Genomic DNA, 25,027 nt, shown 5'->3' on the forward strand with positions numbered 1-25,027 from the left:
GTCCGGGCTGGGCAGGGGCAGAGGCAGGCGTCGGGCGGGTGCGGGTGCGGGTGCGGGTGCGGACGCGGGTCCGGCCCGGTGATGACCGCGGACCGGTCCGGCAGTGACCGCCGAATGGCGCGGCTGAGTGAGGGACTTGGTTCGCTGTCCGGTATGGATGACTCTCCCGCTCTCGTACCGGACCCGGGTTCGCAGGTCACTCCCGAATCCGCGCTCACCTACACCGAACTGGTCGGCAGAAGGTTCGCCGAGGCCCTGGACGCCGGACTGCGGCGCTCGGTGCTCACCGGATTCCGCCCGGCCGCCCGGCCCGCAGACCCGGCGGCCGGGCCCCGGCTCCCGGCGGCGGCCCCGCGGCAGACCGGTCCCGGCCCCGCGCGCACCGCCGCGGAGCCCGCCTACGAGCAGATCGTCGCCTCCAGCAGGCTCCTCGAAACGGCGGTCGCCACCCTGCCGCCGGGCCACCCGGCCGGTGCCGAGGCCCTGCGCGCCCTGACCGAGGCGACCCGAGCACTGCGGGCCCATCTGCTGGTCCAGCAGGGCGTCTGACGGCCAGGCCTTCTGCCGGATCGGGCTGGATCGGACTGGGCCGGACTGGGCCCGACCGGATCGGGCTGGGCCGGACTGGGTCGAGCTTGACTCCCCGATCCAGCCCGACCCGATCCCGATCCGAGGGACCCGATCCCGGTCCGAGGAACCCGATCCCGATCCGAGAGGAAGGCCCCAGTGCTCAGACCGGCCTGCCCTGCGGTGTGAACAGGTCCCGCAGGAGCTGGTCGAGGGCGTCCCCGGTCCTCGGTGTGAGCCGCAGGGTCATGGCGTGCTGGTGGCCGCCGGACCAGGCGGGCCGGCGGCTGACCAGGGCGAGATGGGCGCCGACCACGTTGAGGAAGGGCGCGCCGGAGCAGGAACCGGGGAGCTGCTCGACGGTGTCCAGCAGCGCCTCCTCGGCCCGGTGCAGGTCGTCCCAGACCAGGACGAGGGGCTGGGCGTGCGCGGCCCGGGTCACGAACTCCCGCCAGGCGGCGAGGATCCGGCGGGTCTCCGCGGCCGTCCTCGGCGGGCGCCCGCCGGTCACCAGCGGGCCGAGCGCGGCCAGCAGCGGGTCGGGACCGGCTCCGCGCGCCTGTCCGGTCAGCTCCGTCAGCGATCCGGCGACCTTGCGGTACGCGCCGTCCGCGCTGTCCTGGTCGGTGACCCCGCAGTACCCGGCGAGCATCTCGGCCGGTGCGGAGAGCGGGTCGCCGGAGCCGGAGACGGCGCCCGTGAGCACCTTGAGCCCGTCCGGGCCCCCGGCCGTGATCCGCCGCTGGAACTCCATGAGCAGCCGGGTCCTGCCGAGCCCGGAGTCGCCGAGGACGGTGATCATATGGGCGGCCGAGCGGCTCGCCGTGCGGCCCAGGAGGGCGGTCATCAGGGCGAGTTCGCACTCCCGCTCGTCGGCGGCCGAGGCGCAGCCCTCCGCCCGCTCGGGGACCGTACGGACCTGCCACTTCGCGGGGGCGCCCGGGAGCCGGTGGTAGGTGATGCGGCACTCGGTGCGGCGGCGGGTCTCGTCGCAGACGTGGATCTCCCCGGGCGGCGTCCCGAGGAGCATGGTCTCGCAGAGGTCCACCGTCTCGCCGCCTATCCAGGGCTGCCCGCAGGAGCCGGACCGCGCGTCGGGCCAGTGGCAGACCACCTCGGCCCCGGTGGCCACCGCGGCGTGCACGGAGAGTCCGCCGACCGCCGGTGCCGGCGGGGTGAGCGGCCCCGCGGGGATGGTGAGGCAGTCGCGTACGGCGGCGCCGGTGCGCACCGCTCGGTCCGCGCTGTCCGGCCGCGAGGGGTCGGGCTCGAAGAGGCCGAGCAGGACCGAGCCGACCGAGGCCGCGGCCTGGCCGCCCGCCCGGGTGATCTCCTCGCGGGCGAGCTCGCAGACGGTGTCGAGCGCCCGGTCGATGTCCTCGGCCGGGAGGTCGTCGAACTCGGGGCCGAGACCGAAGCGCAGCATCAGCACGCTGCTGTGCCGGTTCGCCTGGACCTGCGGGGCCGGGGCCCCGCTCTCCCGGGGTTCCCCGGCCGCCCCGGTGACCCGCCCGTGCGGCGCGGGCGGTTCCGGTGCCGTGAACTCCCGTGCGGCTGGCGGGACTTGGTTCTGAGGCGTGGGGGACCAGGCGCGGGACGCCGCCGGTGCCGGGGCGGGCAGGCCCTGCCAGAGGGGGGTCTCCGCCGCCGGGGCGGGCTCCGGGGCGAGGTCGAGGTCCGGGTCGTGGCCGAGGATGGACTGCTGCAAGCGCTGCATCTGGCGGCCGGGCTCCAGGCCTAGCCCCTCCACCAGGGCCGCACGGGTACGCGCATAGACCCCGAGCGCGTCGGCCTGGCGCCCGGAGCGGTAGAGGGCGAGCATCAGCTGCTGGGCGGCCCGTTCGCGCAGCGGCTCGGCGGCGACGAAGGCCTCCAGGTCCCGCAGCGCCGACTGGTGTGCCCCGCAGACGAGTTCGGCCTCGAAGTGATCCTCCGTCAGGTCCAGGCGCTTCTGCTCCAGGGCGGTCAACTCCGGCCAGAGCAGGCCCTCTTCGGCGAGATCGGCGAGGGCGGGCCCGCGCCACATGCCGAGCGCCTCGCGCAGGATCGCCCCCGCCGCGCGCGCGTCACCCGCCGAGAGGGCGGCCCGGCCGCGGGAGGCCAACTGCTGGAAGCGGAGCAGGTCCACGTGTTCGGCGGGCACCCGCACCATGTAGCCGGGCGGCCGGGTCAGCAGCTCGGCGGCCTCGCCGGTGCCGGTCCTGCGGCCGAGCATCCTGCGCAGCCGCCAGACGGCGTTCTGCAGGATCTTGCGCGCGGTCAGCGGCACCCCGTCGACGGGATACATGGCGTTCAGGAGCTGGCTGGTCGGCACCACCTGGTTGGTGTGCAGCAGCAGGAAGGCCAGGGCGGCGCGCTGCCGGGTGCCGCCGAGCGTCACCAGGCCGCGCCCGTCCTCCACTTCCAGTGGTCCCAGGAGCCGGAATTCCATGTATCCCCCCGCATCGGCTTCGGCCAGTTCGCTGACCACGTGTGACGGTTGCCAGGACCCGCGCCCCGAGGGCCGCGGTTCGAGCGGTGTGACATCCCCGGGGCGGCCGGAGCCGCCCCGGGGGGCGCGTGCGGGGGAAACGCGCGTAGAGCAGGCGGTACGGAACAAGCGGGCGGCGGACGGGGAGGACGGGGACGTGCCGGCCGGGGTGGGGTCAGGGGGCGGCCGGGACGGTGAGCCGCGCTCCGTCCTGGGCGCGCAGCACCCGGCACAGTTCGCGCAGTCCCGCCCCGAGCAGGGCGATCTCGTCGTCGGCGAGCTGGAGCGAGGGTTCGAACCGCAGGGTGTTCACCGCGCTGGCGGTCGGGAAGGTCCGTACCCGGTACTCGCGCAGCAGCAGTCCGGCCAGGAAGTAGCCGAAGAGTCCGCTGGTGGCGAGCTCCCGCAGGATCTCCGAATCCGCCTGGGACTGGTCCCGGAACTCCATGCCGAGCATCAGCCCCCTGCCGCGTACGGCGAGGACCTGGTCCGGGAACTCCGCCTGTACGGACTCCAGTTCGGCCCGCAGCGCCCGGCCGCGTTCGGTGGCCCGGCGGTAGGCCGCCTGGCCGTCCGCCTCCAGGAGCGCGAGGACGGTGCGCGCGATCTCGCAGGAGAAGCTGTCCTTGGCGAAGGTGGAGCTGTGCACGATCTCGAACTCGCGGCGGTAGCGCGCCTCGCGCACCAGCATCACCGAGGTCTTCGCGATCCCGCCGCCCAGCGCCTTGGCCAGGGTGTAGTAGTCGCCGCGCAGTCCCACCTGGGAGGAGGAGAGCAGCGCGCCGGTGCGGCCCATGCCGCTCTGGATCTCGTCGACGACGACCGGGCAGTCGATCTCCGCGCAGAACCGCTGGATCTCCTGCGCGAACTCCGCGCCGAGCACATGGATCCCGCCCTCGCCCTGCACCGGCTCGACGAGGAAGGCGCAGAAGACCGGGAACTCGCGCTCCACCACCTCGACCTGACCGTCCGTCAGCTCCAGGGAGAGCAGTACGCCCCGCTCCTGCGCGTAGACCTCCTTGAGCACGTCCGGCCTGCCGTGCGGGACGAACCGGGCCTGGGCGCCGAGGGACTTGAAGGGCGTGCGGTAGTGCTCGTTGTGGGTGAGCTGCACGCTGGTGCCGAGCTTGCCGTGGAAGCCCCGCTCCAGGGCGAGGAAGAGCGGGGGCCGTTCGAGCTGTCCGGCGTTGGCGCGCTCCAGCCCGGCCAGCACGGCCTCCAGGGCCGCGGGCCGCCCCTCCCCGGCCGCCGCGCCGAACCGCGCCCGGGTCCGCGCGGAGAGGGCCGCCGTTCCCTCGGCCACGGCCGCGCGCGCCGCCCCGATCTCCTCGGCCACCCGCGCGCCGAGCGCGGCCACGCGCATGCCCCGGTCCAGCTCGGCGTGTTTGATCGCGGCCTCGACGGCCTCCGCCCCGGTGTTCGCGAAGATCGCGAAATAGGGCTCCTGGTCGCCGAGTTCACGGTGGATGATCCGGTTGAGCTCTGCCGCCAGTTCATTGGCGTACGGGTGCCGGGAGAACTGCGCGTGCACGGGGGAGCCCGCGGCGAGCAGTTCCCGGGCCCGGGCGACGATCGCGGGGTGGTTGTGCCCGAGCAGCACGGAACCGTAGCCCCCGGCGAAGTCGGCGACCGGGATTTCGCCGCCGTCCTCGCCTCGCTGGAACAGGGTGTTGCCCTCGGCGCGTACGTACTCGACGGCGAGTCCCGCGGTGTCCAGGACGGCGCGGAGGTACGGCTCGGCGAGTTCCGGTGCGTCAGATGCAGAGTTCTTGGTCTCCATGGCGCACAGATTGCTGCACCGTGGTCAATACCGGGTCACTGGAGGTTCATGGGCGAAGGGCCCGTACGCGGGAAAAGGCGGTTACCGGAAGATGGGTAGGGCCCGGAAAGGCGGCGGTAGGTTGAGGAAGATCGCTCTTCCGCGCGGCTGGCACCTCTGAGCGCGCGCCCGCGAAATAGATCGGAGAATTCCGCATGAATTCCGCGCCCGCTGAAATCGATTCCGACTCCGCGAACGCCGCCGCGCGCGAGCCGGTGAAGCCCGCCGAACTGAGGGAGGTGATGGCCCGCTTCGCCACCGGCGTCACGGTGCTCACGGTCGGCGGGGAGCACCCGCACGCCATGACCGCCAACGCCTTCAGCTCGGTCTCCCTGGAGCCGGCCTCGGTGCTGTGCGGCGTCGGTCACTCCGCCGTCATGCACGGGGCGCTGACCTCGGCCGGACGCTTCGCCGTCAACATACTCGGCACCGAACAGGAGTCGCTCGCACGCCATTTCGCAGACAAGAAGCGCGTTCTCGGGGCCGCGCAGTTCGAGCAGGTCGCCTGGCGGCCGGGCGAGCTGACCGGCGCCCCGCTGCTCGGCGGCTCGCTCGGCTGGCTGGAATGCGAACTGTCGGCCGCCCATTCCTTCGGCGATCACACCATCTTCATCGGCACCGTGATCGGGGCGCACCGGAACCCGGCCGGAAGTGGTCTGCTCTTTGTCGACGGCAAGTTCGGAAAGCCGGAGGTTCCCCGGGGGTGACCCGGTGATTACCCGTCGATTACCGGCGGATTCCGCGGCTGCGGAGCGATCGCGGTGCCGCTTGGTCTAATGGGCTCTGCCAGACCGAGAAGCGAGAGCAAATGGAGTTTCCATGGCGGGCACCGACCGTACCCCGGTAACAGTCATCGGCCTGGGGCTGATGGGACAGGCACTTGCCTCCGCGTTCGTCGCGGCGGGGCATCCGACCACCGTCTGGAACCGTTCGGCGGACAAGGCCGCCGCCGTGGTGGAGCAGGGCGCGGTGCTCGCGGACACCCCGGCCGAGGCGGTGGCCGCGAGCGAGCTGCTCGTGGTCTGCCTGCTCGACAACGACGCGGTGCACGCCGTGCTCGACCCGGTCGCCGGCTCCCTCGCGGGCCGGGTGGTGGCCAATCTGACCTCCGGCTCCTCGGACCAGGCCAGGGAGAACGCCGCCTGGGCCGAGGAGGTGGGCTTCAGCTATCTGGACGCCGCCATCATGACGGTGCCCGCGGCCGTCGGCGCCCCCGAGTCGGTGGTCTTCTACAGCGGGCCCCGGGAGGCCTACGACCGGCACGGCGACACCCTGCGCCTGCTCGGCGGCGGCACCACCCACCTCGGTGAGGACCACGCCCTGTCCGCCCTCTACGACGTCTCGCTGCTCGGCGTCATGTGGGGCACCCTGAACAGCTTCCTCCAGGGCGCCGCGCTGCTGTCCACCGCCGAGGTCAAGGCCGCCGACTTCCTGCCGCTGGCGCTCAGGTGGATCGACACGGTCAAGCTGTTCGCCACCGACTACGCGGCCCAGATCGACCGGAAGGACGGTGCCTTCCCGGCCAACGACGCCACCATGGAGGTGCACCTGGGCGCCGTACAGCACCTGCTCCACGAGAGCGAGGCCCAGGGCGTCAACGCCGAACTGCCGCGCTTTGTGCACGGACTCATGGAGCGCACCGTCGCCGAGGGCTTCGGCCAGAACAGCTACGCCAGCATGAGCGAGCTGTTCCGCACCCCGCGGAAGTAGCCCCCGCGCCGCCGCCGCACCCACGCGCCGGGCCCGGACCGTCTCACGGTCCGGGCCCGGCGTCCGCGCGAGGGGACTCTGAACACGCCCCCTGCGGCGGGGAGTTCAGAGGAAGTACGTGCCCGGCTCCAGGCCCATCAGGACGCGGCCCTGCACCTCCAGGTTGGCGCCGAGCTGGACCAGCGCGTGCAGCGAGAAGCCCTGGATGTCGCGGTGGAAGCGCTGCAGGTCCACATCGGAGCGGATGACCGAGCCGCCGCTCTCGCTGTAGAGCAGCTCGACGGCCTCCTTGGCGAGCTGCCCCGCGTAGGCCGTCTGGCCGCGGATGACCGCCTTCTGCTCGTCGGTCGGCTGCTCACCGGCGTCCGCGGCCCGCTGCAGGACCTCCAGCCACTGCCCCGACAGGGCGATCGCCGCGTCGATCTTGTTGGCGGCCGTGGCGACATGCTGCTGGGTGACCGGGTGCAGCCGCTGCTCGGTCCAGTCCGTGTAGGTGATGCCGCGTCCCGGCAGCCGCTCCAGAAACAGTTCGTGGGCGCCCCGGGCGATGCCGGTCAGCGCCGCGGCCACCGAGGACAGGATGTAGCCGAGCAGGCCGTAATTACGGCCGGTGGCACCGGTGTTGGAGCGTCGGCCGGTGCCGCTGACCATCGCCTCCTCCAGGGCGACGGTGCGGTGGGCGGGGACGAACAGATCGGTGGCGGTGACCGTGGAGCTGCCGGTGCCGGCCCCCGCGGAGACATGCCAGTCGTCCGCGACGGCGAGGTCGGTGGTGGGCACCAGGGCGACCAGCTCCTCGTGCTCGCCGTCCTCCCGCTCCACGGCCGCCGCGAGCATGTCCCAATCGGCGCCGCGGACACCGGAGTTGAAGCGCCAGGTGCCGTTGAGCCGGTAGCCGCCGCCGACCCGCTTCAGGGTGCCCGTCGGCGCGAAGACGATCGACACCCGGGTGGAGCCCGAGGCGAACAGCTCGTCCTGGGTCTCGTCCGGGTAGAGGGTCCCGGCCCAGGCGCTGGTCAGCCACACCATGGTCAGCCAGCCCGTGGAGGGGCAGCCGCGGGCCACCTCGGAGATCACCTCCGCCTGCTGGGCGGCGTCCAGGTCGAGCCCGCCGTACTTGCGCGGCACGGCCGCACGGAACACGCCCGCCTTCTCCAGGAGCTGGATGTTCTCCTCGACGATCCAGCGCCGCTCCTCGCTCTGCTTTCCATTGCGGCGCAGTACGGGAACGGCACTCCGTACGCCGTCCAGTACCGCGTCAAGCTCTTCTCGGGTGGCCATGAACCTTCTCTTTCCTCGCGTGCGAAACCGCGCTCATGTCCTGCGCTGCGGTCCGTAATTCAACCCCGGGAAACCCGTGTTCTCCCGCCGGTCATCGGGACGGTTCCCCGGTGATTACCGGGGAATTACTGCCGAGTTGGCGCCGCATTCCGGAAGGCCGCCGAAGCGGTCGCCGGAGGGTGCGGGAGACCCCGCTCCCGGGATCTCCCGCACCCGGCCGCGATCAGTCGGCCACGAGACCCGAGGAGGCCACCGGACGATCGATCGCCATCAGCCACCGGCCGTCGTCGCCGCGCCGCAGCACATCCGTGCAGACGCCTTCGAGGTGGACCGGCTCCCCGTCGGGCCCCGTGGTGTCGATGGAGTACTCGACGCCGACCAGGGCCACGTCACCGGCGACATAGGAGTGCGTCACGGCGGCGTGCAGCGAGGGCTTGGCGCTCAGGAACTCCTTGAAGAAGGTCAGCCGGTCGGCGCCGGTCAGCGGCTCACCGGAGAAGTTCGAGATGGAGTCCTCCCGGTAGAGGCTGTCGAACACCGCGCCGTCGCCGGTGTTGAAGGCCTGCAGGAAGACCTCGTTCTGGATCTCGGTGTCGTCGGTGAGGTCCGGCTTCGCCGGGTCGAAGTCGACGCTGAAGTTGTAGGCCATGGTGATCCGGCCCGCCTTTCCGTGAAGAGGACTTGTCGGTTGGGAGGTGCGTCAGGAAGTGCTGCCGCCGGCAGGGGAGAGGGGGCCGCTCACCGTGCCGCGGCGACCTGTGCGGCCGCGCGCAGCCCGGACTCGACCGCTCCGTCGAGGAAGCCGGACCAGCCGTCGGCGAGATCGCCGCTGGCGAAGAACAGCCGCCCGCTGGGCTCGTGGACGGCCGGGTACAGCGAGGTGAGCTGGCGCGGCCGCCGGAAGGCCCAGCCGCCGCGCGCGTACGGGTCCCGGCCCCAGTCGTGCGCGTGCACACCGAGGACGTCCAGCTCCGCGCCGAGTGCGCGCACGGCCTGGGCGACCTGCGCCGGGTCGGTCGGATCGAGGGCGGTGTCGGTGCTGAAGGCCATGTAGAGCAGGCCCTCGGGGGTCTCCTCGAACGGCATCATCATCGGTATCGCGGTGCCGCCCTCGGCGCCCTGCCCGTAGAAGCGGCCGGCGGCGCTCCCCCGGGCGTGGATGTAGAGCTTGGTGGCGTTCGGGACGGCGATGCCCTGGCTCGCCGCCGTGGTGAGCGCGGCGGGCAGCGCGGGTGAGAAGGCGATGGTGGACAGGACGTTGACCGGCACCGTCACCACCGCGTGCGGGGCGCTGAACCGCTCGCCCGTGCGCAGGGTGACATGCACCCCGGTCCCGGTGTCGGTGACCGAGGTGACCGGGGAGTTCAGACGCACGGTGGGCTGCGCCTCGTCGAGCATGCGGTGCAGCAGGCCGGCCGTGCCGGTCTTCATGCGGTAGCGCTGGGTGTCGTTCCACCCCTCGTTGCTCCAGCCGGCCAGCGACCACCAGTGCGCCAGCATGGTCAGGGCGCCCCGGCTGCTGGAGCCGCCCGAGTAGACCGAGGTCTGCCCGTTGATCAGCAGCTCCTCGGCCTCGGTCAGGCCGAGTCCGTCCAGCCGGTCGCGCAGCGACAGGGTGTCGAGGTGCTGGAGCAGATCCGCGCGGTGCAGCGGCTCGAAGGGCTTGGGGAAGTATTCCTCGGACCCTTCGAACAGCCGCTCAAGGAGGGTGCCGATCCGTCCGAAGCCGTCCTCGGGAGTGAACTCCCGCGGGCCCTCGGGGGTCGGCAGGAACACCCGGTCGACCGGCTGCTCCTCCTCCAGGGCGATGCCGTAGCGCTTCAGCTCCGCGCCGATGTGCGGCTGCGCGGGCTCGACCCAGGTGCCGCCCATCTCCACCTGGTGCCCGGCGAAAGCGGTCCCCCAGGTGCGGCCGCCGATCCGGTCGCGGGCCTCCAGGACGAGGACCCGCTTGCCCCGGGCGCGCAGTTCCCGCGCCGCCGTGACGCCCGTATAACCGGCGCCGACGACGAGGACGTCGTACTCCTCCTCGGCGCCGCGGTCCCCGGCCGGTGCCGCGGCCGCCGCGCTCCCGGCCGCCGCCGGTCCCGCGGCCAGCGCCGTGGCACCCGCCGCCTTGAGCAGGGTCCGCCGGCTGGGCCGACGGGTCCCCACCGCCTCCGGGTGCGTGCCGTGCTGGGTGTTCATGTGCTTCTTCCGGATCTCTGCGACGACGGGTGACTGTGGGGGAGGGGGATGCGCGGGGTGGGCGGCCGGGCCGCTCAGTCCTTCTGGCCGTACGGGTCGTCGACGGCGTAGCGCCAGATGCCGTCCTCGCCCAGGCGCAGTACGTCGACGCCGATGCCCTCCAGTCGCTCGGGCTCGCCCTGCTCGTCGACGGTGTCGATCACCCAGTCGACGATCAGCAGCGCGGTGTCACCGGTGACGAACCGCTGGCGCTGCTTGGCGGTGATCTTCGGCTTGCTCGCCAGGAAGGCCCGCTGGTACTCCCGGCGGGCCTCGCCGGTGAGCGGCTTGCCCGGCTCCCAGACGGCGACCGCCTCTTCGGTGTAGAAGGCGTCGAGTGCGTCGAAGTCGCCCGCGTTGAACGCCTCGACATAAAGATCGGTGTGCTTTTCAAGGCTCTCGATGAGCTGTGACATGGGTGGCCTCAACCTGCCTTCTGCTGCTCTGGTGTCGGTCGGAATTCCGAGGCGAACGCTATTCGGTGCGGTGCAACACCCCATCCATCGCACGGTAATTGGATGCTCTCCGCGGAGAGTGCTCTCCAATTACCGTTCAAAGGCCGGACGCTGGGGTGTGCAAGAGAAACGCCTGCCTACTATCGGGGCACAGGTTCGCCCAAATACTCAGGAGTCTTGGGTAATTCGGCCGGAAAGGCACTCGAGCGCGATGACGAATCAGAACCAGTCCGAGGAAGCCGTGACGCACGACGGTCACCACGAGGCGATCGCGGTCGTCGGGATGTCCTGCCGGCTGCCGGGCGCGGACGGTCCGGCCGCGTTCTGGGAGCTGCTGCGCACCGGGAAGGACGCGATCACCGGTGTGCCGCGGGGGCGTTGGGAGCCCGCGAGCGGTGAGCCGCTGCCCGGGAGCGCCGAGCCGGGCATGCGCCGCGGCGGCTTCCTCGACCGGGTCGACACCTTCGACGCCGCCTTCTTCGGCATCTCACCGCGCGAGGCCCAGACCATGGACCCGCAGCAGCGGCTGGTGCTCGAACTCGCCTGGGAGGCCCTGGAGGACGCCGGTACCCTGCCCGCCGCCCTGCGCGGCAGCTCCACCGCCGTCTTCGTGGGCGCCCTGCGCGACGACTACACCGCGCTGCTCTACCAGCACGGCGCCGCGGCCGTCACCCAGCACACCATGGCCGGGCTCAACCGGGGTGTGCTGGCGAACCGGGTCTCCTACCACCTGGGCCTGCACGGGCCGAGCCTGACGGTGGACTCCGCCCAGTCGTCCTCCCTGGTGGCCGTCCACCTCGCCTGCGAATCGCTGCGCACCGGGGAGTCCCGCTCCGCGATCGTGGCGGGCGTCAACCTGAACATCCTCGCCGAGGGGGCCGTCACCGAGGAGCGCTTCGGGGGCCTGTCACCGGACGGCACCACCTACGCCTTCGACGCCCGCGCCAACGGCTTCGTACGCGGCGAGGGCGGCGTCGCCCTCCTCCTCAAGCCCCTGTCGTACGCCCGGGCCGACGGCGACCGCGTCTACGGGGTGATCCGCGGCAGCGCCGTGAACAACGACGGCGCCACCCCCTCCCTCACCGTCCCCGGCCGGGACTCCCAGGAGCGGGTCCTCAGGGAGGCGTACGAGAAGGCCGGGGTCGCCCCCGAGGCGGTGCAGTACGTGGAACTGCACGGCACCGGTACGCCCGTCGGCGACCCCGTCGAGGCGGCGGCGCTCGGTGCCGTGCTCGGGGCGGCCCGGGCCGGGGGACGCCCGCTGCGGGTCGGCTCGGCGAAGACCAACGTGGGCCACCTGGAGGGCGCGGCCGGTGTCGTCGGCCTCCTCAAGACCCTGCTCGCACTGTGGCACCGCCGGATACCGGCGACCCTCAACTTCAGCGCGGCGGGGCCCGCAATCCCCCTGGCCGAGCTGGGACTTGAGGTGCAGCGGGAGCTCACCGACTGGCCCGAGCCGGACCGCGGACTGCTCGCCGGGGTCTCCTCCTTCGGCATGGGCGGCACCAACGCCCATATCGTCCTCGCCGAGGGCCCGGCGGCCACCGGGGAGGAGGCGCGGCAGGCGGCGCCCGGCCAGGACGGCACGGCGGACCGGGGCCCCCTGATGCCCTGGGTGGTCTCCGGCCACGGCGCCCAGGCGCTACGGGCCCAGGCGGCGCGGCTGCACACGGCCCTCACGGCGGACGCGGACGACCCGGACGCGGACGCGGGACCCAAGGCCGACCCGGACGCGGGACCCGAGGCCGACCCGGACGCGGGACCCGAGGCGGACGCGGACCCGGCGGCGGCACCGCACGGCGCGACGGCCGCCCGAACTCCCCGCGCGCAGGACGTCGGCTTCTCGCTGGCCACCACCCGTACCGTCTTCCCGCACCGGGCCGTGGTCCTCGCCGAGGACCGGGAGGCCATGGTCGCCGGGCTCGGCGCCCTGGCCCGGGGCGAGCGCGCCGGGGGCCTGGTCACCGGAGTGGCGCGCCCCGCGCGGCTCGCCCTCTTCTTCACCGGCCAGGGCGCGCAGCGGATCGCCATGGGACGCGGACTCCGCGCGGACTTCCCGGTGTTCGCCCAGGCCTTCGCCGAGGTCTGCGCCCACCTCGACCCGCTCCTCGACCGCCCGCTGAGCGAGGTGATCGACTCCGGGGAGGGCCTGGACGAGACCGCGTACACCCAACCCGCCCTGTTCGCGGTGGAGGTGGCGCTGTACCGCCTCGTCACCTCCTGGGGCGTGGTGGCCGACCGGGTCGGCGGGCACTCCATCGGGGAGATCGCCGCCGCCCATGTCGCGGGTGTGCTCTCCCTCCCGGACGCCGCCCGGCTGGTCGCGGCCCGGGGGCGGCTGATGCAGCAACTCCCCTCCGGCGGCGCGATGTTCGCCGTGGAGGCGGCCGAGGAGGAGGTGCTCGCCCTGCTCGGCGGCACCGGCCGGGTCGCGATCGCGGCGGTCAACGGGCCCCGGGCGACCGTGGTCTCCGGCGCGGAGGCCGAAGTCGCCGCGCTCGCCGGGCAGTTCGCCGAGCGGGGCCGCAAGACCCGCCGCCTCACCGTCTCGCACGCCTTCCACTCCCCGCTGATGGACCCGATGCTCGCGGACTTCCGCGCGGTCCTGGCCGAACTGCGCTTCGCCGAGCCGACGATCGCCGCGGTCTCCACGGTGACCGGTGAGCCGGTCGCCGACGACCAGTGGTCCTCGCCCGAGTACTGGGTGGAGCAGGTCCGCCGCCCCGTCCGGTTCCTGGACGCCGTACGCGCCCTGGAGGCCCAGGGCACCACCACCCTTTGGGAACTCGGCCCCGACGGCGTCTGCGCCGCCATGGCCGCCGACTGCCTGCGCGACCCCGAGGCCCTGCTGCCGCTGGCCTCGCTGCGGGCCGACCGCCCGGAGACCGCCCGGCTGCTCGCCTCCCTCGCCACCGTCTTCGTCCGCGGCACGGACCTCGACTGGGCGGCCGTGCACGCCGGGCGCGGGGGTGCGCGGATCCCGCTGCCGACCTACGCCTTCCAGCGCGAGCGCCACTGGATCGGCGGCACCGCCCGCACCGCGGCCCCCCTCGCGCGGGACACCGACGCCGCGCCCCCGGCGCCCCTGCCGACCGCCGGCGGCGACACCACCGCCCTCGTCCTGGACAGCGTCGCCGCCGTACTGGGGCTCGACGGCGCCCACCGGGTGGAACCGCACGCCACCTTCAAGGACCTCGGCTACGACTCCCTGATGTCGGTCGAACTGCGCAACACCCTCGCCGAGGCCACCGGTCTGCGGCTCGCCGGCGGGCTGCTCTTCGACCACCCGACCCCGGCCGCCCTGCGGGACCACCTCGACTCCCTGCTCGCGGGCTCCCCGGGCGGGAGCCAGGAGACGCCCGGGGCGGACGTGCGCCGCGCGGAGCCGGACGAGCCGATCGCGATCGTGGGCATGGCCTGCCGCTACCCCGGCCGGGCCGACACCCCCGAGGAGCTGTGGCGGCTGGTCGCCGAGGGCACCGACGCCATCTCCGGCTTCCCCGCCGACCGCGGCTGGGACCTCGACCTCTTCGACAGCGACCCCGCGAGCAGCGGTCGCAGCGCGGTCCGCGAGGGCGGGTTCCTCACCGGCGCCGCCCTCTTCGACAACGGCTTCTTCGGCATCTCGCCGCGCGAGGCGCTCGCCATGGATCCGCAGCAGCGGCTGCTCCTGGAGACCGCCTGGGAGGCCGTGGAGGACGCCGGGCTGAGCGTGAGCGAACTCAAGGGCACCCGCACCGGCGTCTTCGTCGGAGCCACCACCCTCGACTACGGGCCCCGGATGCACGAGGCCCCCGACAGCGTCGAGGGACACGTCCTCACGGGCACCACCCCGAGCGTCCTCTCCGGCCGGATCGCCTACCAGCTGGGCCTGATGGGCCCCGCGGTCTCCGTCGACACGGCCTGCTCCTCCTCCCTGGTCGCCCTGCACCTCGCGGTCCAGTCGCTGCGCTCCGGCGAGACCACCCTCGCCCTCGCGGGCGGCGCCACCGTGATGTCCTCGCCCGGCATGTTCGTGGAGTTCTCGCGGCAGCGGGGTCTCGCTCCCGACGGGCGGATCAAGTCCTTCGGGGCGGGTGCGGACGGTACGTCGTGGTCGGAGGGTGTGGGGCTGCTGTTGGTGGAGCGGTTGTCGGACGCGCGGCGTCGTGGGCACCGGGTGCTGGCGGTGGTACGCGGCAGCGCGATCAACCAGGACGGTGCGTCGAACGGTCTGACGGCGCCGAACGGTCCGGCTCAAGAGCGGGTGATCCGGCAGGCGTTGGCGACCGCGGGGCTGTCCCCCTCCGAGGTGGACGCGGTGGAGGCGCACGGCACCGGTACGAAGCTGGGCGATCCGATCGAGGCGCAGGCGCTGCTTGCGACGTATGGCCAGGAGCGTGAACGGCCTTTGTGGCTGGGCTCGTTGAAGTCGAACATCGGTCATGCGCAGGCGGCCGCGGGTGTCGGTGGTGTCATCAAGATGGTGCAGGCCATGAGGCACGGTGTGTTGCCGCGGACGTTGCATGTGGATGAGCCGACGCCGATGGTGGATTGGTCGGCGGGCGCGGTGGAGTTGCTGATTGAGGAGCGGGAGTGGGTGCGGGGTGAGCGTCCGCGCCGTGCGGGTGTGTCCTCGTTCGGGATCAGCGGGACGAACGCGCACGTGATCATCGAGGAGGGCGAGCCGGAAGAACTGCCCGCCCCGGATGGCGAGTTGACGGGTCCGGCGCCGTGGGTCGTCTCTGCCGCCGACGAGGGCGCCCTGCGCGACCAGGCCGAGCGGCTGCGCCGGTTCCTCGCGGACACCGGGGCGCACCCCGCCGATGTCGGGGTCTCCCTCGCCGCCCGTACCGGACTCGGCCACCGCGCCGTGGTCACCGGTACTACCACCGAGGACCTGCGCACCGGGCTCGACGCGCTCGCCCGCGGCGAAGCGGCCCCGCACCTGACCACCGGACGCGCCCCCGCGGGCGGACGGACCGCCTTCCTGTTCACCGGGCAGGGGGCCCAGCGCTCCGGCATGGGCCGTGAGCTGTACGGGAGTTCACCGGTCTTCGCCGCCGCGCTCGACGAGGTCTGCGCCGCCCTCGACCCGCACCTCGAACGCCCGCTGCGCACCGTCCTGTTCGCCGCCGAGGACAGTGAGGACGGGCGGCTGCTGCACCGTACCGCCTACACCCAGCCCGCCCTCTTCGCCCTGGAGACCGCGCTCTTCCGGCTGCTCGAACACCACGGCGCGGCACCGGAGTTGCTGGCCGGGCACTCCATCGGCGAGCTGTCCGCCGCCCACGCGGCGGGGGTGCTCTCGCTGGACGACGCGGCCCGGCTGGTCGCCGCCCGCGGACGGCTGATGGAGTCCGCCCGGGACGGCGGCGCGATGATCGCGGTGGAGGCGGAGGAGTCCGAGCTGACCGCCGAACTCAACGCGTACGAGGGCCGGTTGTCGCTCGCCGCGGTCAACGGGCCCACCTCGGTGGTGCTCTCCGGGGACGCGGACGCCGCCGAGGAACTCGCCGGACGCTGGCGGGAACGCGGGCGGCGCACCCGGCGGCTCCAGGTCAGCCACGCCTTCCACTCCCCGCACATGGACGACGTCCTGGACGACTTCCGTGCCGTCGCGGCCTCGCTCACCTACCACGCCCCGCGCATCCCCCTCGTCTCCACGGTCACCGGCGAAGCGGCCACCACCGCCGAACTCACCTCCCCGGACTACTGGGTGGGGCAGATCAGGGCGACGGTCCGCTTCCTCGACGCCGCCCGGACCCTGGCACGGCACGGTGCCACCGTCCTGGTCGAACTCGGCCCGGACGCGGTGCTGACCGCGCTGGCCCGCGCCGCGCTCGGCGAGGACCTCGCCGCCGTACCACTGCTGCGGGCCGGCCGCCCCGAGGCCGAGACGCTCACCGCCCAGCTGGCCGCGGCGCTGGCCCACGGCGCCGCCCTCGCCGCCGCCTCCTTCCACCCCGGCGGGCGCCGGATCACCCTGCCCCCGTACGCCTTCCAGCGTGAGCACTACTGGCTGTCCCCGGCCCGCCCGCTGGACGCCCAGGGCCTCGGTCTCGACCCGGCCGGGCACCCACTGCTCGGCACGACGGTGGAGCTGGCCGGGCGCGAGGACCTGGTGCTCACCGGGCGTCTCTCCCTGGCCGGGCACCCGTGGCTGGCCGACCACGCCATCGGCGGCACCGTCCTCGTCCCCGCCACCGCCTTCCTGGAGCTGGCGCTCACCGCCGGAGCCCACTTCGGCGGTACCGCGGTCGAGGAACTCACCCTGGAGGCGCCGCTGGTGCTGCCGGAGGAGCGCGCGGTGCGGGTGCAGGTGGCCGTGGGGGCGCCGGAGGCCGACGGTTCCCGGAGCTTCGGTATCCACGCCCGCCCCGAGGAGGACGGCCAGGAGGAGACCTGGACCCGGCATGCCTCCGGCGTCCTCTCCGGCGCCGCCGTGCCCACCGGCGCGGACCTGTCCGTGCCCCGGCAGTGGCCCCCCACCGGGGCCGAGCCCCAGTCCCTCGACGGGGTGTACGAGCGGCTCGCCGCCCTCGGCTACCAGTACGGCCCGGCCTTCCGCGCCCTGACCGGGCTCTGGCGACAGGACGGCGACCTGTATGCCGAGGTCGCGCTGCCCGAGGCCCTGGCCACCGAGGCCGCCGGATTCGGCCTGCACCCCGCGCTCTTCGACGCGCTGCTGCACCCGGTGGTGCTGCACGCCGCCGCGGCGGAGGCCGCCGGGGAGGAGCCCGCCGGGGAGGAGCCCGCCGGGGAGGTCATCCGGCTCCCGTTCGCCTGGGGCGGCCTCTCCCTGCACGCCCGGGGCGCGACCTCGCTGCGGGTGCGCATCGCGGCCACGGGTGAGGACACGTTCAGCCTGACCGCCGTGGACCCGGGCGGCGAGACGGTCGTCCAGGTGGACGCGCTCACCCTGCGCCCGGTCGCCGCGGACCGGCTCGCCCCGCCTGCCGGGGGCCATCCGCAGCACCTGTACACGGTGGAGTGGACGCCGGTTCCGGCTGCTCCGGGGGCTGCCGCCCCGGCCCGTATCGCGGAGGCCGTGGACGGCCAACTCCCGCTGGGCGAAGGCCTGGAGGGGGATTTTGACGCGGTCCTCGTACGGGCGGAGCTGCTGGCCGGGAGTACGAGCGGGACGGCGGCCGGGATCGACGCGGCGGCCGGGACAGAGGCGGCGGGGACCGAGGCGGCGGCCGGGGGCGCGGCAGCGGTCGGCAGTCCGCAGGGGACAGCCGCCGGTACCGCGGCCGTGACCGGGGTGGAGACCGCCACCGGTACCGATGACGTGGTGACCCGCGCCCACGCCGCAGCCGCCGCCTTCCTCGGCCTCGTCCAGCGCTTCCTGGCCGAGGAGCGCTTCGCCGGGACCCGGCTGCTGCTGCTCACCCGGGGCGCCGTGGCCACCGTGCCCGGACAGGCACTGCCCTCGCCCGAGACCGCCCCGCTGCTCGGCCTCGCCCGGACCGTGCAGTCCGAGCACCCCGGGCGCCTGGTCCTGCTCGACGTCGCCGGGTCCGACCCGGGTGGGGAGCCGGACGCCACCACGGAGCCCGGCACCGCCCTGCTCACCACCGCCCTCGCCCTGGGCGAGCCCCAACTCGCCTTACGGGAAGGCCAGTTCAGCGCCCCCCGGCTGGCGCGCGCGGTGCCGGTCGAGAAGACGGCCGAGAGGACGGCGGGGGAGACGGAGGGGGAGACGGCGGAGGACACCGCCCCGAGCCCCTTCACCGGCGAGAACGCATCCGTACTGATCACCGGCGGCACCGGCGGACTCGGCGCGCTCTTCGCGCGGCATCTGGTGGTGGAGCACGGGGTGCGGGGTCTGGTGCTGGTGAGCCGGCGGGGTGAACAGGCGCCTGGTGCCCAGGAGTTGCGTGGGGAGTTGGAGGAGTTGGGCGCCACGGTGTGGGTGGAGGCCTGTGATGTCGCGGACCGGGGTGAACTGGCCGCGCTCCTGGGCCGGTTGGAGCAGCCCCTGTCGGGTGTGGTGCATACGGCGGGTGTGCTGGACGACGCGACGGTGGAGGGGCTCTCGGAGGAGCGCCTTGCGGAAGTGTTGCGTCCGAAGGTGGATGCGGCCTGGTATCTGCATGAGTTGACGCGTGATCTCGGCCTGAAAGCCTTTGTGTTGTATTCGTCGGTGGCGGGTCTGCTGGGTACGGCGGGGCAGGGCAACTACGCGGCGGGCAACGCCTTCTTGGACGCTTTGGCCGCGCATCGTCGGGCGGAGGGTCTGCCCGGGCTCTCCCTCGCCTGGGGACTCTGGGACGCGACCCACGGCATGGGCGGCACCCTCGGCGACACCGACCTCGCCCGCTGGGCCCGGGCCGGACTCCGGCCGCTCACCCCCGCCCAGGGACTCGCCCTCTTCGACACCGCGCTGGCCGCCGAAGCCGAGTTGAGCGTCCCCGCCGCCTTCGACCTGCCGTCCCTGCGCGCCGCCGACCGCGACCCGCACGCCCTGCTGCGCGGACTGGTCAGGCCCCGCGCCCGGCGAGCCGCCGGCGGCGCCGCGCGCACCGCGGACGGTGGCACCGGGTGGGCGCAGCGGACCGCCGAACTGCCCGCGGAGGAGCGCCGCGAGACGGTGGTCGGCCTGGTGCGCACCACGGTCGCCTCGGTGCTCGGCCACGCCGACCCCCACCGCCTCGACCCCGCCCGCGCCTTCAAGGAGATCGGCTTCGACTCCCTGGCCGGGGTCGAACTGCGCAACCGCCTCAACGCGGCCACCGGCCTGCGCCTGCCGACCACCGTGGTCTTCGACCACCCCTCGCCCGTCGCCGTCGCCGAGTACCTGCTCTCCCGGCTGGCCCCGGCCACCGCCAGGACCGAGGGCACCCGGGTCACCGTCGCCCCCGACGAGCCGATCGCGATCGTGGGGATGGCTTGCCGCTATCCGGGGGGTGTGTCCTCGCCGGAGGAGTTGTGGGGGTTGGTGTCGGAGGGTCGTGATGCGATCAGTGGTTTTCCGGTGAATCGGGGGTGGGATCTGGAGGCTCTGTACGATCCGGATCCTTCGCGGGCGGGGACGTCGTATGTGCGGGAGGGGGGTTTCCTGCATGAGGCGGACCGTTTCGATCCGGGGTTCTTCGGTATTTCGCCGCGTGAGGCGATGGCGATCGATCCGCAGCAGCGTCTTCTTCTGGAGACGGCGTGGGAGGCTTTCGAGAGTGCCGGGATGGACCCGGCCGGGCTGCGCGGCTCGCGTACGGGTGTCTTCACCGGCGCCATGTACGACGACTATGTCTCCCGGCTGGCGGCCAGCCCCGAGGAGTACGAGGGCATGCTGCTCGCGGGCAACCTCTCCAGCGTCGTCTCCGGGCGGCTCTCCTACACATACGGCTTCGAAGGCCCGGCCGTCACCGTCGACACCGCCTGCTCCTCCTCCCTGGTCGCCCTGCACCTGGCGGCGAACGCGCTGCGGGGCGGCGAGTGCGACCTCGCCCTGGCCGGTGGCGTCGCCGTGATGGCCGGACCCCATGTCTTCGTGGAGTTCTCGCGGCAGCGGGGTCTCGCTCCCGACGGGCGGATCAAGTCCTTCGGAGCGGGTGCGGACGGTACGTCCTGGTCGGAGGGCGCGGGGCTGCTGCTGGTGGAGCGGTTGTCGGACGCGCGGCGTCATGGGCACCGGGTGCTCGCGGTGGTACGCGGCAGCGCGGTGAACCAGGACGGTGCGAGCAATGGTCTGACGGCGCCGAACGGTCCGGCTCAAGAGCGGGTGATCCGGCAGGCGTTGGCGACCGCGGGCCTGTCCCCCTCCGAGGTGGACGCGGTGGAGGCGCATGGCACCGGTACGAAGCTGGGCGATCCGATCGAGGCGCAGGCGCTGCTTGCGACGTATGGCCAGGAGCGTGAACAGCCGCTGTGGCTCGGCTCGTTGAAGTCGAACATCGGGCATGCGCAGGCGGCGGCGGGTGTCGGCGGTGTCATCAAGATGGTGCAGGCGATGCGGCACGGTGTGTTGCCGAGGACGTTGCATGTGGATGAGCCGACGCCGATGGTGGACTGGTCGGCGGGTGCGGTGGAGTTGCTGATTCAGGAGCGGGAGTGGGCGCGGGGTGAGCGTCCGCGCCGTGCCGGTGTCTCTTCCTTCGGGATCAGCGGGACGAACGCGCACGTGATCATCGAGGAGGGCGAGTCGGAGGAACAGCCGTCCACCGAGGCCGAGTTGACCGGTCCGGCGCCGTGGGTACTCTCCGCCGCCGATGAGGACGCCCTGCGCGACCAGGCCGGGAGACTGCACGCGCACCTGAACGCCCATCCCGAGCAGAGCCTCACCGACACCGGCTGGTCACTGGCGACCACCCGGGCCCGGCACGACCACCGCGCCGTCCTGGTGGCCGAGGACCGCCCGGCACTCCTGGCATCCCTCGCGGCCCTGGCCGACGGCGAACCGGCGCCCGCGGTGTTCCCGGCGGGACCCGCGCCGCGCGGCAAGAGCGCCGTACTGCTCACCGGTCAGGGCTCGCAGCGGCTCGGCATGGGCCGTGAGCTGTACGGGAGTTCACCGGTCTTCGCCGCCGCGCTCGACGAGGTCTGCACCCACCTGGACCGTGAACTCGTCCGCCCCCTCAAGACCATCCTCTGCGCCCCCGAGGGCTCCGCCGACTCGGCGCTGATCGACCAGACGGCCTTCACCCAGGCGGCGCTCTTCGCCCTGGAGACCGCGCTGTTCCGCCTCGCCGAGCACCACGGCTTCACCCCCGACTACCTCCTCGGCCACTCCATCGGCGAGGTCACCGCGGCCCATCTCTCCGGGGTGCTCGACCTGCCGGACGCCTGCGTCCTGGTCGCCGAACGCGGACGGCTGATGCAGTCCGCCCGGGAGAACGGCGCGATGGCGGCCATCGAGGCCACCGAGGACGAGGTCCGTGAAAGCCTCGCCGACCACCTCGACCGGGTGGGCGTCGCCGGGGTCAACGGCCCCCGCTCCACAGTCATTTCGGGCGACGCGGAGGTCGTCGACGCTCTCGGCGTGCACTGGCGCGAACGCGGGCGCAGGACCAAGCGGCTGCCGGTCAGCCACGCCTTCCACTCCCCGCACATGGAAGAGGTTCTGGAGGAGTTCCAGGCCCTCGCCGCCGAACTCACCTACCACGCACCGCGGATCCCGGTGGTCTCCAACCTCACCGGCGAGCTGGCGACCCCCGGCGAACTCGCCTCGCCCGCCTACTGGGCCTCGCACATCCGGGAGGCCGTCCGCTTCCTCGACGGGGTACGGCTCCTGGAGGCCCGGGGCGTCACCGAATGGGTGGAGTTCGGCCCCGACGGGGTGCTGACCGCGCTGGTCCGGGAGTCCCTCACCGAAGACGCCGGGCTCGTCGTCCCCGCGCTGCGCGGAAACCGCCCGGAGGCCCAGAGCTTCACCGCCGCCCTCGGCCTGCTCGGCGCCCGTGGCGCGGCACTGCGCTGGGAGACCTTCTTCCCCGGCGGCCGCAGGACCGACCTGCCCACCTACGCCTTCCAGCGGCAGGGCTACTGGCTGGAGGGACCGGCCACCGTCGGGGACGCCGCGGGCTTCGGCCTGGCCGCCGCGGACCATCCGCTGCTCGGCGCCGCGGTCAGCCTGGCCGATCGGGACGAGCAGGTGTTCACCGGGCGGATCGGCCGCCGCAGCCACCCCTGGATCGAGGACCACACCGTCGCGGACACCGTCCTGCTGCCCGGCACCGGCATGCTCGAACTCGCCCTGCGCGCGGGCCGGGAGCTCGGCGCCACCGAGGTCGCCGACCTCACCCTCGCCGCGCCTCTGGTCCTGCCGGAAGGGGGCAGCCGGCAGCTACAGGTCGCCGTCGGCCCCGGCGAGGACGGCACGCGCACCCTGCGGATCCACTCCCGCGCCGGGCACGGCCCGGAGGACACCGGGGAGTGGACCCTGCACGCCCACGGCACGCTGCGTGAGGACGACGGCGACCCGGCGGGCGGCGACCTCACCGTCTGGCCGCCCGCCGCGACCGAGACCGAACTGACCGGTTTCTACGAGCGGTTGGCCGAGGAGGGCTACGACTACGGTCCCCGGTTCCGCGGTCTGCGCCGGATGTGGACCGCCGGCCGTGACATCTGGGCCGAGGTGTCGCTGCCCGAGGAACTACGCGCCCAGGCAGGCCAGTTCGCCCTGCACCCGGCGCTGCTCGACGCCGCCCTGCACCCGCTGCTGCACCCCCTCCTCGACGGGAGCGGCCCCGCGGTGCTCCCCTTCTCCTGGTCCGGCGCCACGGTGCGCACCCCCGGCGTGGGCGCCCTGCGGGTGCGGCTCTCGGTCACCGGGACCCAGCCGGACGCCCCCGCGGTCTCGCTGACCGTGGCCGACAGCACCGGCGCACCCGTCGCCTCGGTGGCGGAACTGGCCCTGCGGCCGATGTCCGCCGCGGCCCTGCGCGCCGCCGGGGGCGAGAGCACGGACGGGCTGCTGCGCGTCGACTGGACCGCGCTGCCCGAGGAGGAGACCGCCGCCGACCTCACCGGCTGGGCCCTCCTGGGCGCCCCCGAACCGGGTCCCCTCGGGGCGCACCTCCCGGCGTACGCGGACCCGGCCGCCCTGACCCGGGCCCTCGACGCGGGCGAGGCACCGCCGCGGGTGCTGCTCGTCCCGTACGGCCACCTCGACGACGGGCTGCCCGGCGCCGGCACCCCGGAGGCGGCGCACACCGCACTGGGCCGGGCTCTCGCGGACGTTCAGTTCTGGCTGGCCGAGGAACGCCTGGCGGACACCCGTCTGGTCGCCCTCACCCGGCGGGCCGTCGCCACGGCCCCGGACGAGGACGTACCCGGCCTCGCCCAGGCGGCGCTGTGGGGACTGCTGCGCTCGGCACAGACCGAGAACCCGGGGCGCCTTGTCCTCGTGGACACCGACACCGACGCGGACATCGATACCGACACCGACACCGACACCGGCACGGACATCGACACCGGCACGTATACGGGCGCGGGGGCGGGTACAGCTGCGGCCCCGCATGCGGATGCGGTTGGCGGCACCGATCCCGGCGTGAACTCCCTTACCCCGTCCGGGAATTCCCTCTCCGGCACCCCCCTACCGCTCCTTGCCCGCGCCGTGGACAGCGGTGAACCCCAGTCAGCGGTACGGGAGTCGGCACTCCTCGTGCCCCGGCTGGCCTCCCATCGCCCCTCCGAGGAGCCCTTGCCCGGCGGTGAGCGGCAGTGGGGCGACGGCGCCGTGCTCCTCACCGGAGCCACCGGCGCCCTGGGTGCCGTGCTCGCGCGGCATCTGGTGGTGGAGCACGGGGTGCGGGGTCTGGTGTTGGTGAGTCGGCGGGGTGAACAGGCGCCTGGTGCTCAGGAGTTGCGTGGGGAGTTGGAGGAGTTGGGCGCCACGGTATGGGTGGAGGCCTGTGATGTCGCGGATCGGGGTGAACTGGCCGCGTTGCTGGGCCGGTTGGAGCGGCCCCTGTCGGGTGTGGTGCATACGGCGGGTGTGCTGGACGACGCGACGGTGGAGGGGCTGTCGGAGGAGCGTCTTGCGGGAGTGTTGCGTCCGAAGGTGGATGCGGCCTGGTATCTGCATGAGTTGACGCGTGATCTCGGTCTGAAGGCGTTTGTGTTGTATTCGTCGGTGGCGGGTCTGCTGGGTACGGCGGGGCAGGGCAACTACGCGGCGGGCAATGCGTTCTTGGACGCTTTGGCCGCGCATCGCCGGGCGGAGGGTCTGCCCGGGCTCTCCCTCGCCTGGGGACTCTGGGAGCAGGCGAGCACCCTCTCCGCGCGGCTGGACGAGACGGATCTGCGGCGGCTCGCCCGCTCCGGACTGCTCCCGCTCGCCACCGGGGACGCCATGGGGCTCTTCGACGCCGCCCTCGGCGCGGCCGAGAGCGTGCTCGCCGTGACCCGGCTCGACCTGCGCGCGCTCCGCTCTCCCGAGGCTCAAGTGCCGCCCCTGCTACGGGCCTTGGCGCCGGGCGGCACCCGGCGGCGCGAACCGCTCCGCGCCCGCCGGGAGAGCGGCCCCGGTCTCGCCGAACGCCTCGCCCCGCTCTCCGCGGCCGAACGCGGCACCTTCCTGGTCGACTTCGTACGCGCCCGGGTCGCCGTCGTCCTCGGCCACGCCGACCACACCGCGATCGACGCGGGGCGGCCGTTGCAGGAACTCGGCTTCGACTCGCTCACCGCGGTCGAACTCCGCAACCAGCTCGGCACCGGCACCGGACTGCGGCTGCCGACCACCCTGGTCTTCGACCATCCGACACCGGTGGCGCTCGCCGCCTATCTCTCGGAGCACCTCAGCGTCGAGGAGAGGGACCCCGACGAGCAGCTCCTCGCCGAACTCGCCCGGCTCAAGGCGGACATCGTGGCCCGGTCCGCGGAGGAGGACTCCCGCGGACGGATCGCCGCCCGGCTCCAGGAACTCCTCACCGCCGCCGAGGAGGCGGCCGGTGTCCCCGGCACGGAGGAGGAGGCGGAGGACCTGACCGCCGCCACCGACGAGGAACTCTTCGCCCTCGTCGACGAATTCGACTGATCCGGCCCGTCCCGGCCGACCTCGGCCGTCGAGGCCGT

General features: G+C 73.5%; 10 protein-coding genes. 4 read left to right on the forward strand and 6 right to left on the reverse strand.

Features of this window, described 5'->3' with window-relative positions; genetic code table 11:
- Positions 1-153 precede the first annotated feature (153 nt).
- A complete protein-coding gene (locus HFV08_RS01560) occupies positions 154-549 on the forward strand; it encodes a hypothetical protein (protein ID WP_168535019.1) in 396 nt (131 codons plus the stop codon).
- A gap of 181 nt (positions 550-730) precedes the next feature.
- Here the strand turns inward: HFV08_RS01560 and HFV08_RS01565 are convergent, their stop codons facing one another.
- Both HFV08_RS01565 and HFV08_RS01570 read right to left on the reverse strand, forming a co-directional pair.
- Positions 731-2,998 (reverse strand): ATP-binding protein, encoded by a 2,268-nt coding sequence (locus tag HFV08_RS01565; RefSeq protein ID WP_168535021.1) that lies wholly within the window; start codon positions 2,996-2,998, stop codon positions 731-733.
- A 214-nt stretch (positions 2,999-3,212) separates the two neighbouring features.
- Positions 3,213-4,817 carry an aspartate aminotransferase family protein gene (locus tag HFV08_RS01570; protein WP_168535023.1) on the reverse strand — a complete coding sequence of 535 codons (1,605 nt, stop codon included), beginning with the start codon at positions 4,815-4,817 and terminating at the stop codon, positions 3,213-3,215.
- A 194-nt stretch (positions 4,818-5,011) separates the two neighbouring features.
- Between HFV08_RS01570 and HFV08_RS01575 the strand changes: the two genes are divergently transcribed.
- Both HFV08_RS01575 and HFV08_RS01580 read left to right on the forward strand, forming a co-directional pair.
- Complete coding sequence (locus tag HFV08_RS01575; protein ID WP_168535025.1) at positions 5,012-5,563, forward strand: flavin reductase family protein; 552 nt, start codon at positions 5,012-5,014, stop codon at positions 5,561-5,563.
- 112 nt (positions 5,564-5,675) lie between these two features.
- Positions 5,676-6,566: an NAD(P)-dependent oxidoreductase gene (locus tag HFV08_RS01580; RefSeq protein ID WP_168535027.1), complete on the forward strand. Its 891-nt coding sequence runs from the start codon at positions 5,676-5,678 to the stop codon at positions 6,564-6,566.
- Positions 6,567-6,671: 105 nt separating this feature from the next.
- Here HFV08_RS01580 and HFV08_RS01585 read toward each other — a convergent pair whose 3' ends face one another.
- From HFV08_RS01585 to HFV08_RS01600, 4 genes are all read right to left on the reverse strand, one after another.
- Positions 6,672-7,847: an acyl-CoA dehydrogenase family protein gene (locus HFV08_RS01585; protein ID WP_168535029.1), complete on the reverse strand. Its 1,176-nt coding sequence runs from the start codon at positions 7,845-7,847 to the stop codon at positions 6,672-6,674.
- Between the two features lie 223 nt (positions 7,848-8,070).
- Positions 8,071-8,496, reverse strand: a complete 426-nt coding sequence (locus HFV08_RS01590; RefSeq protein ID WP_168535031.1) for a YybH family protein — start codon at positions 8,494-8,496, stop codon at positions 8,071-8,073.
- A gap of 89 nt (positions 8,497-8,585) precedes the next feature.
- Positions 8,586-10,034: a flavin monoamine oxidase family protein gene (locus HFV08_RS01595; RefSeq protein WP_168535033.1), complete on the reverse strand. Its 1,449-nt coding sequence runs from the start codon at positions 10,032-10,034 to the stop codon at positions 8,586-8,588.
- Between the two features lie 74 nt (positions 10,035-10,108).
- On the reverse strand, positions 10,109-10,489 hold the full coding sequence (locus HFV08_RS01600; RefSeq protein WP_040248736.1) for a YybH family protein: 381 nt from the start codon (positions 10,487-10,489) through the stop codon (positions 10,109-10,111).
- 250 nt (positions 10,490-10,739) lie between these two features.
- Between HFV08_RS01600 and HFV08_RS01605 the strand changes: the two genes are divergently transcribed.
- Complete coding sequence (locus HFV08_RS01605; RefSeq protein WP_168535038.1) at positions 10,740-24,989, forward strand: type I polyketide synthase; 14,250 nt, start codon at positions 10,740-10,742, stop codon at positions 24,987-24,989.
- The last annotated feature ends 38 nt before the right edge of the window (positions 24,990-25,027 follow it).

Source organism: Streptomyces physcomitrii (assembly GCF_012273655.1).
Taxonomy (GTDB): Bacteria; Actinomycetota; Actinomycetes; order Streptomycetales; family Streptomycetaceae; genus Streptomyces; species Streptomyces physcomitrii.

What these genes read in the sequence shown, in the direction of transcription:
- HFV08_RS01560 (WP_168535019.1), top strand. Translation starts at nt 154, where the DNA reads ATGGATGACTCTCCCGCTCTCGTACCGGACCCGGGTTCGCAGGTCACT.
- HFV08_RS01565 (WP_168535021.1), bottom strand. Translation starts at nt 2,998, where the DNA reads ATGGAATTCCGGCTCCTGGGACCACTGGAAGTGGAGGACGGGCGCGGC.
- HFV08_RS01570 (WP_168535023.1), bottom strand. Translation starts at nt 4,817, where the DNA reads ATGGAGACCAAGAACTCTGCATCTGACGCACCGGAACTCGCCGAGCCG.
- HFV08_RS01575 (WP_168535025.1), top strand. Translation starts at nt 5,012, where the DNA reads ATGAATTCCGCGCCCGCTGAAATCGATTCCGACTCCGCGAACGCCGCC.
- HFV08_RS01580 (WP_168535027.1), top strand. Translation starts at nt 5,676, where the DNA reads ATGGCGGGCACCGACCGTACCCCGGTAACAGTCATCGGCCTGGGGCTG.
- HFV08_RS01585 (WP_168535029.1), bottom strand. Translation starts at nt 7,847, where the DNA reads ATGGCCACCCGAGAAGAGCTTGACGCGGTACTGGACGGCGTACGGAGT.
- HFV08_RS01590 (WP_168535031.1), bottom strand. Translation starts at nt 8,496, where the DNA reads ATGGCCTACAACTTCAGCGTCGACTTCGACCCGGCGAAGCCGGACCTC.
- HFV08_RS01595 (WP_168535033.1), bottom strand. Translation starts at nt 10,034, where the DNA reads ATGAACACCCAGCACGGCACGCACCCGGAGGCGGTGGGGACCCGTCGG.
- HFV08_RS01600 (WP_040248736.1), bottom strand. Translation starts at nt 10,489, where the DNA reads ATGTCACAGCTCATCGAGAGCCTTGAAAAGCACACCGATCTTTATGTC.
- HFV08_RS01605 (WP_168535038.1), top strand. Translation starts at nt 10,740, where the DNA reads ATGACGAATCAGAACCAGTCCGAGGAAGCCGTGACGCACGACGGTCAC.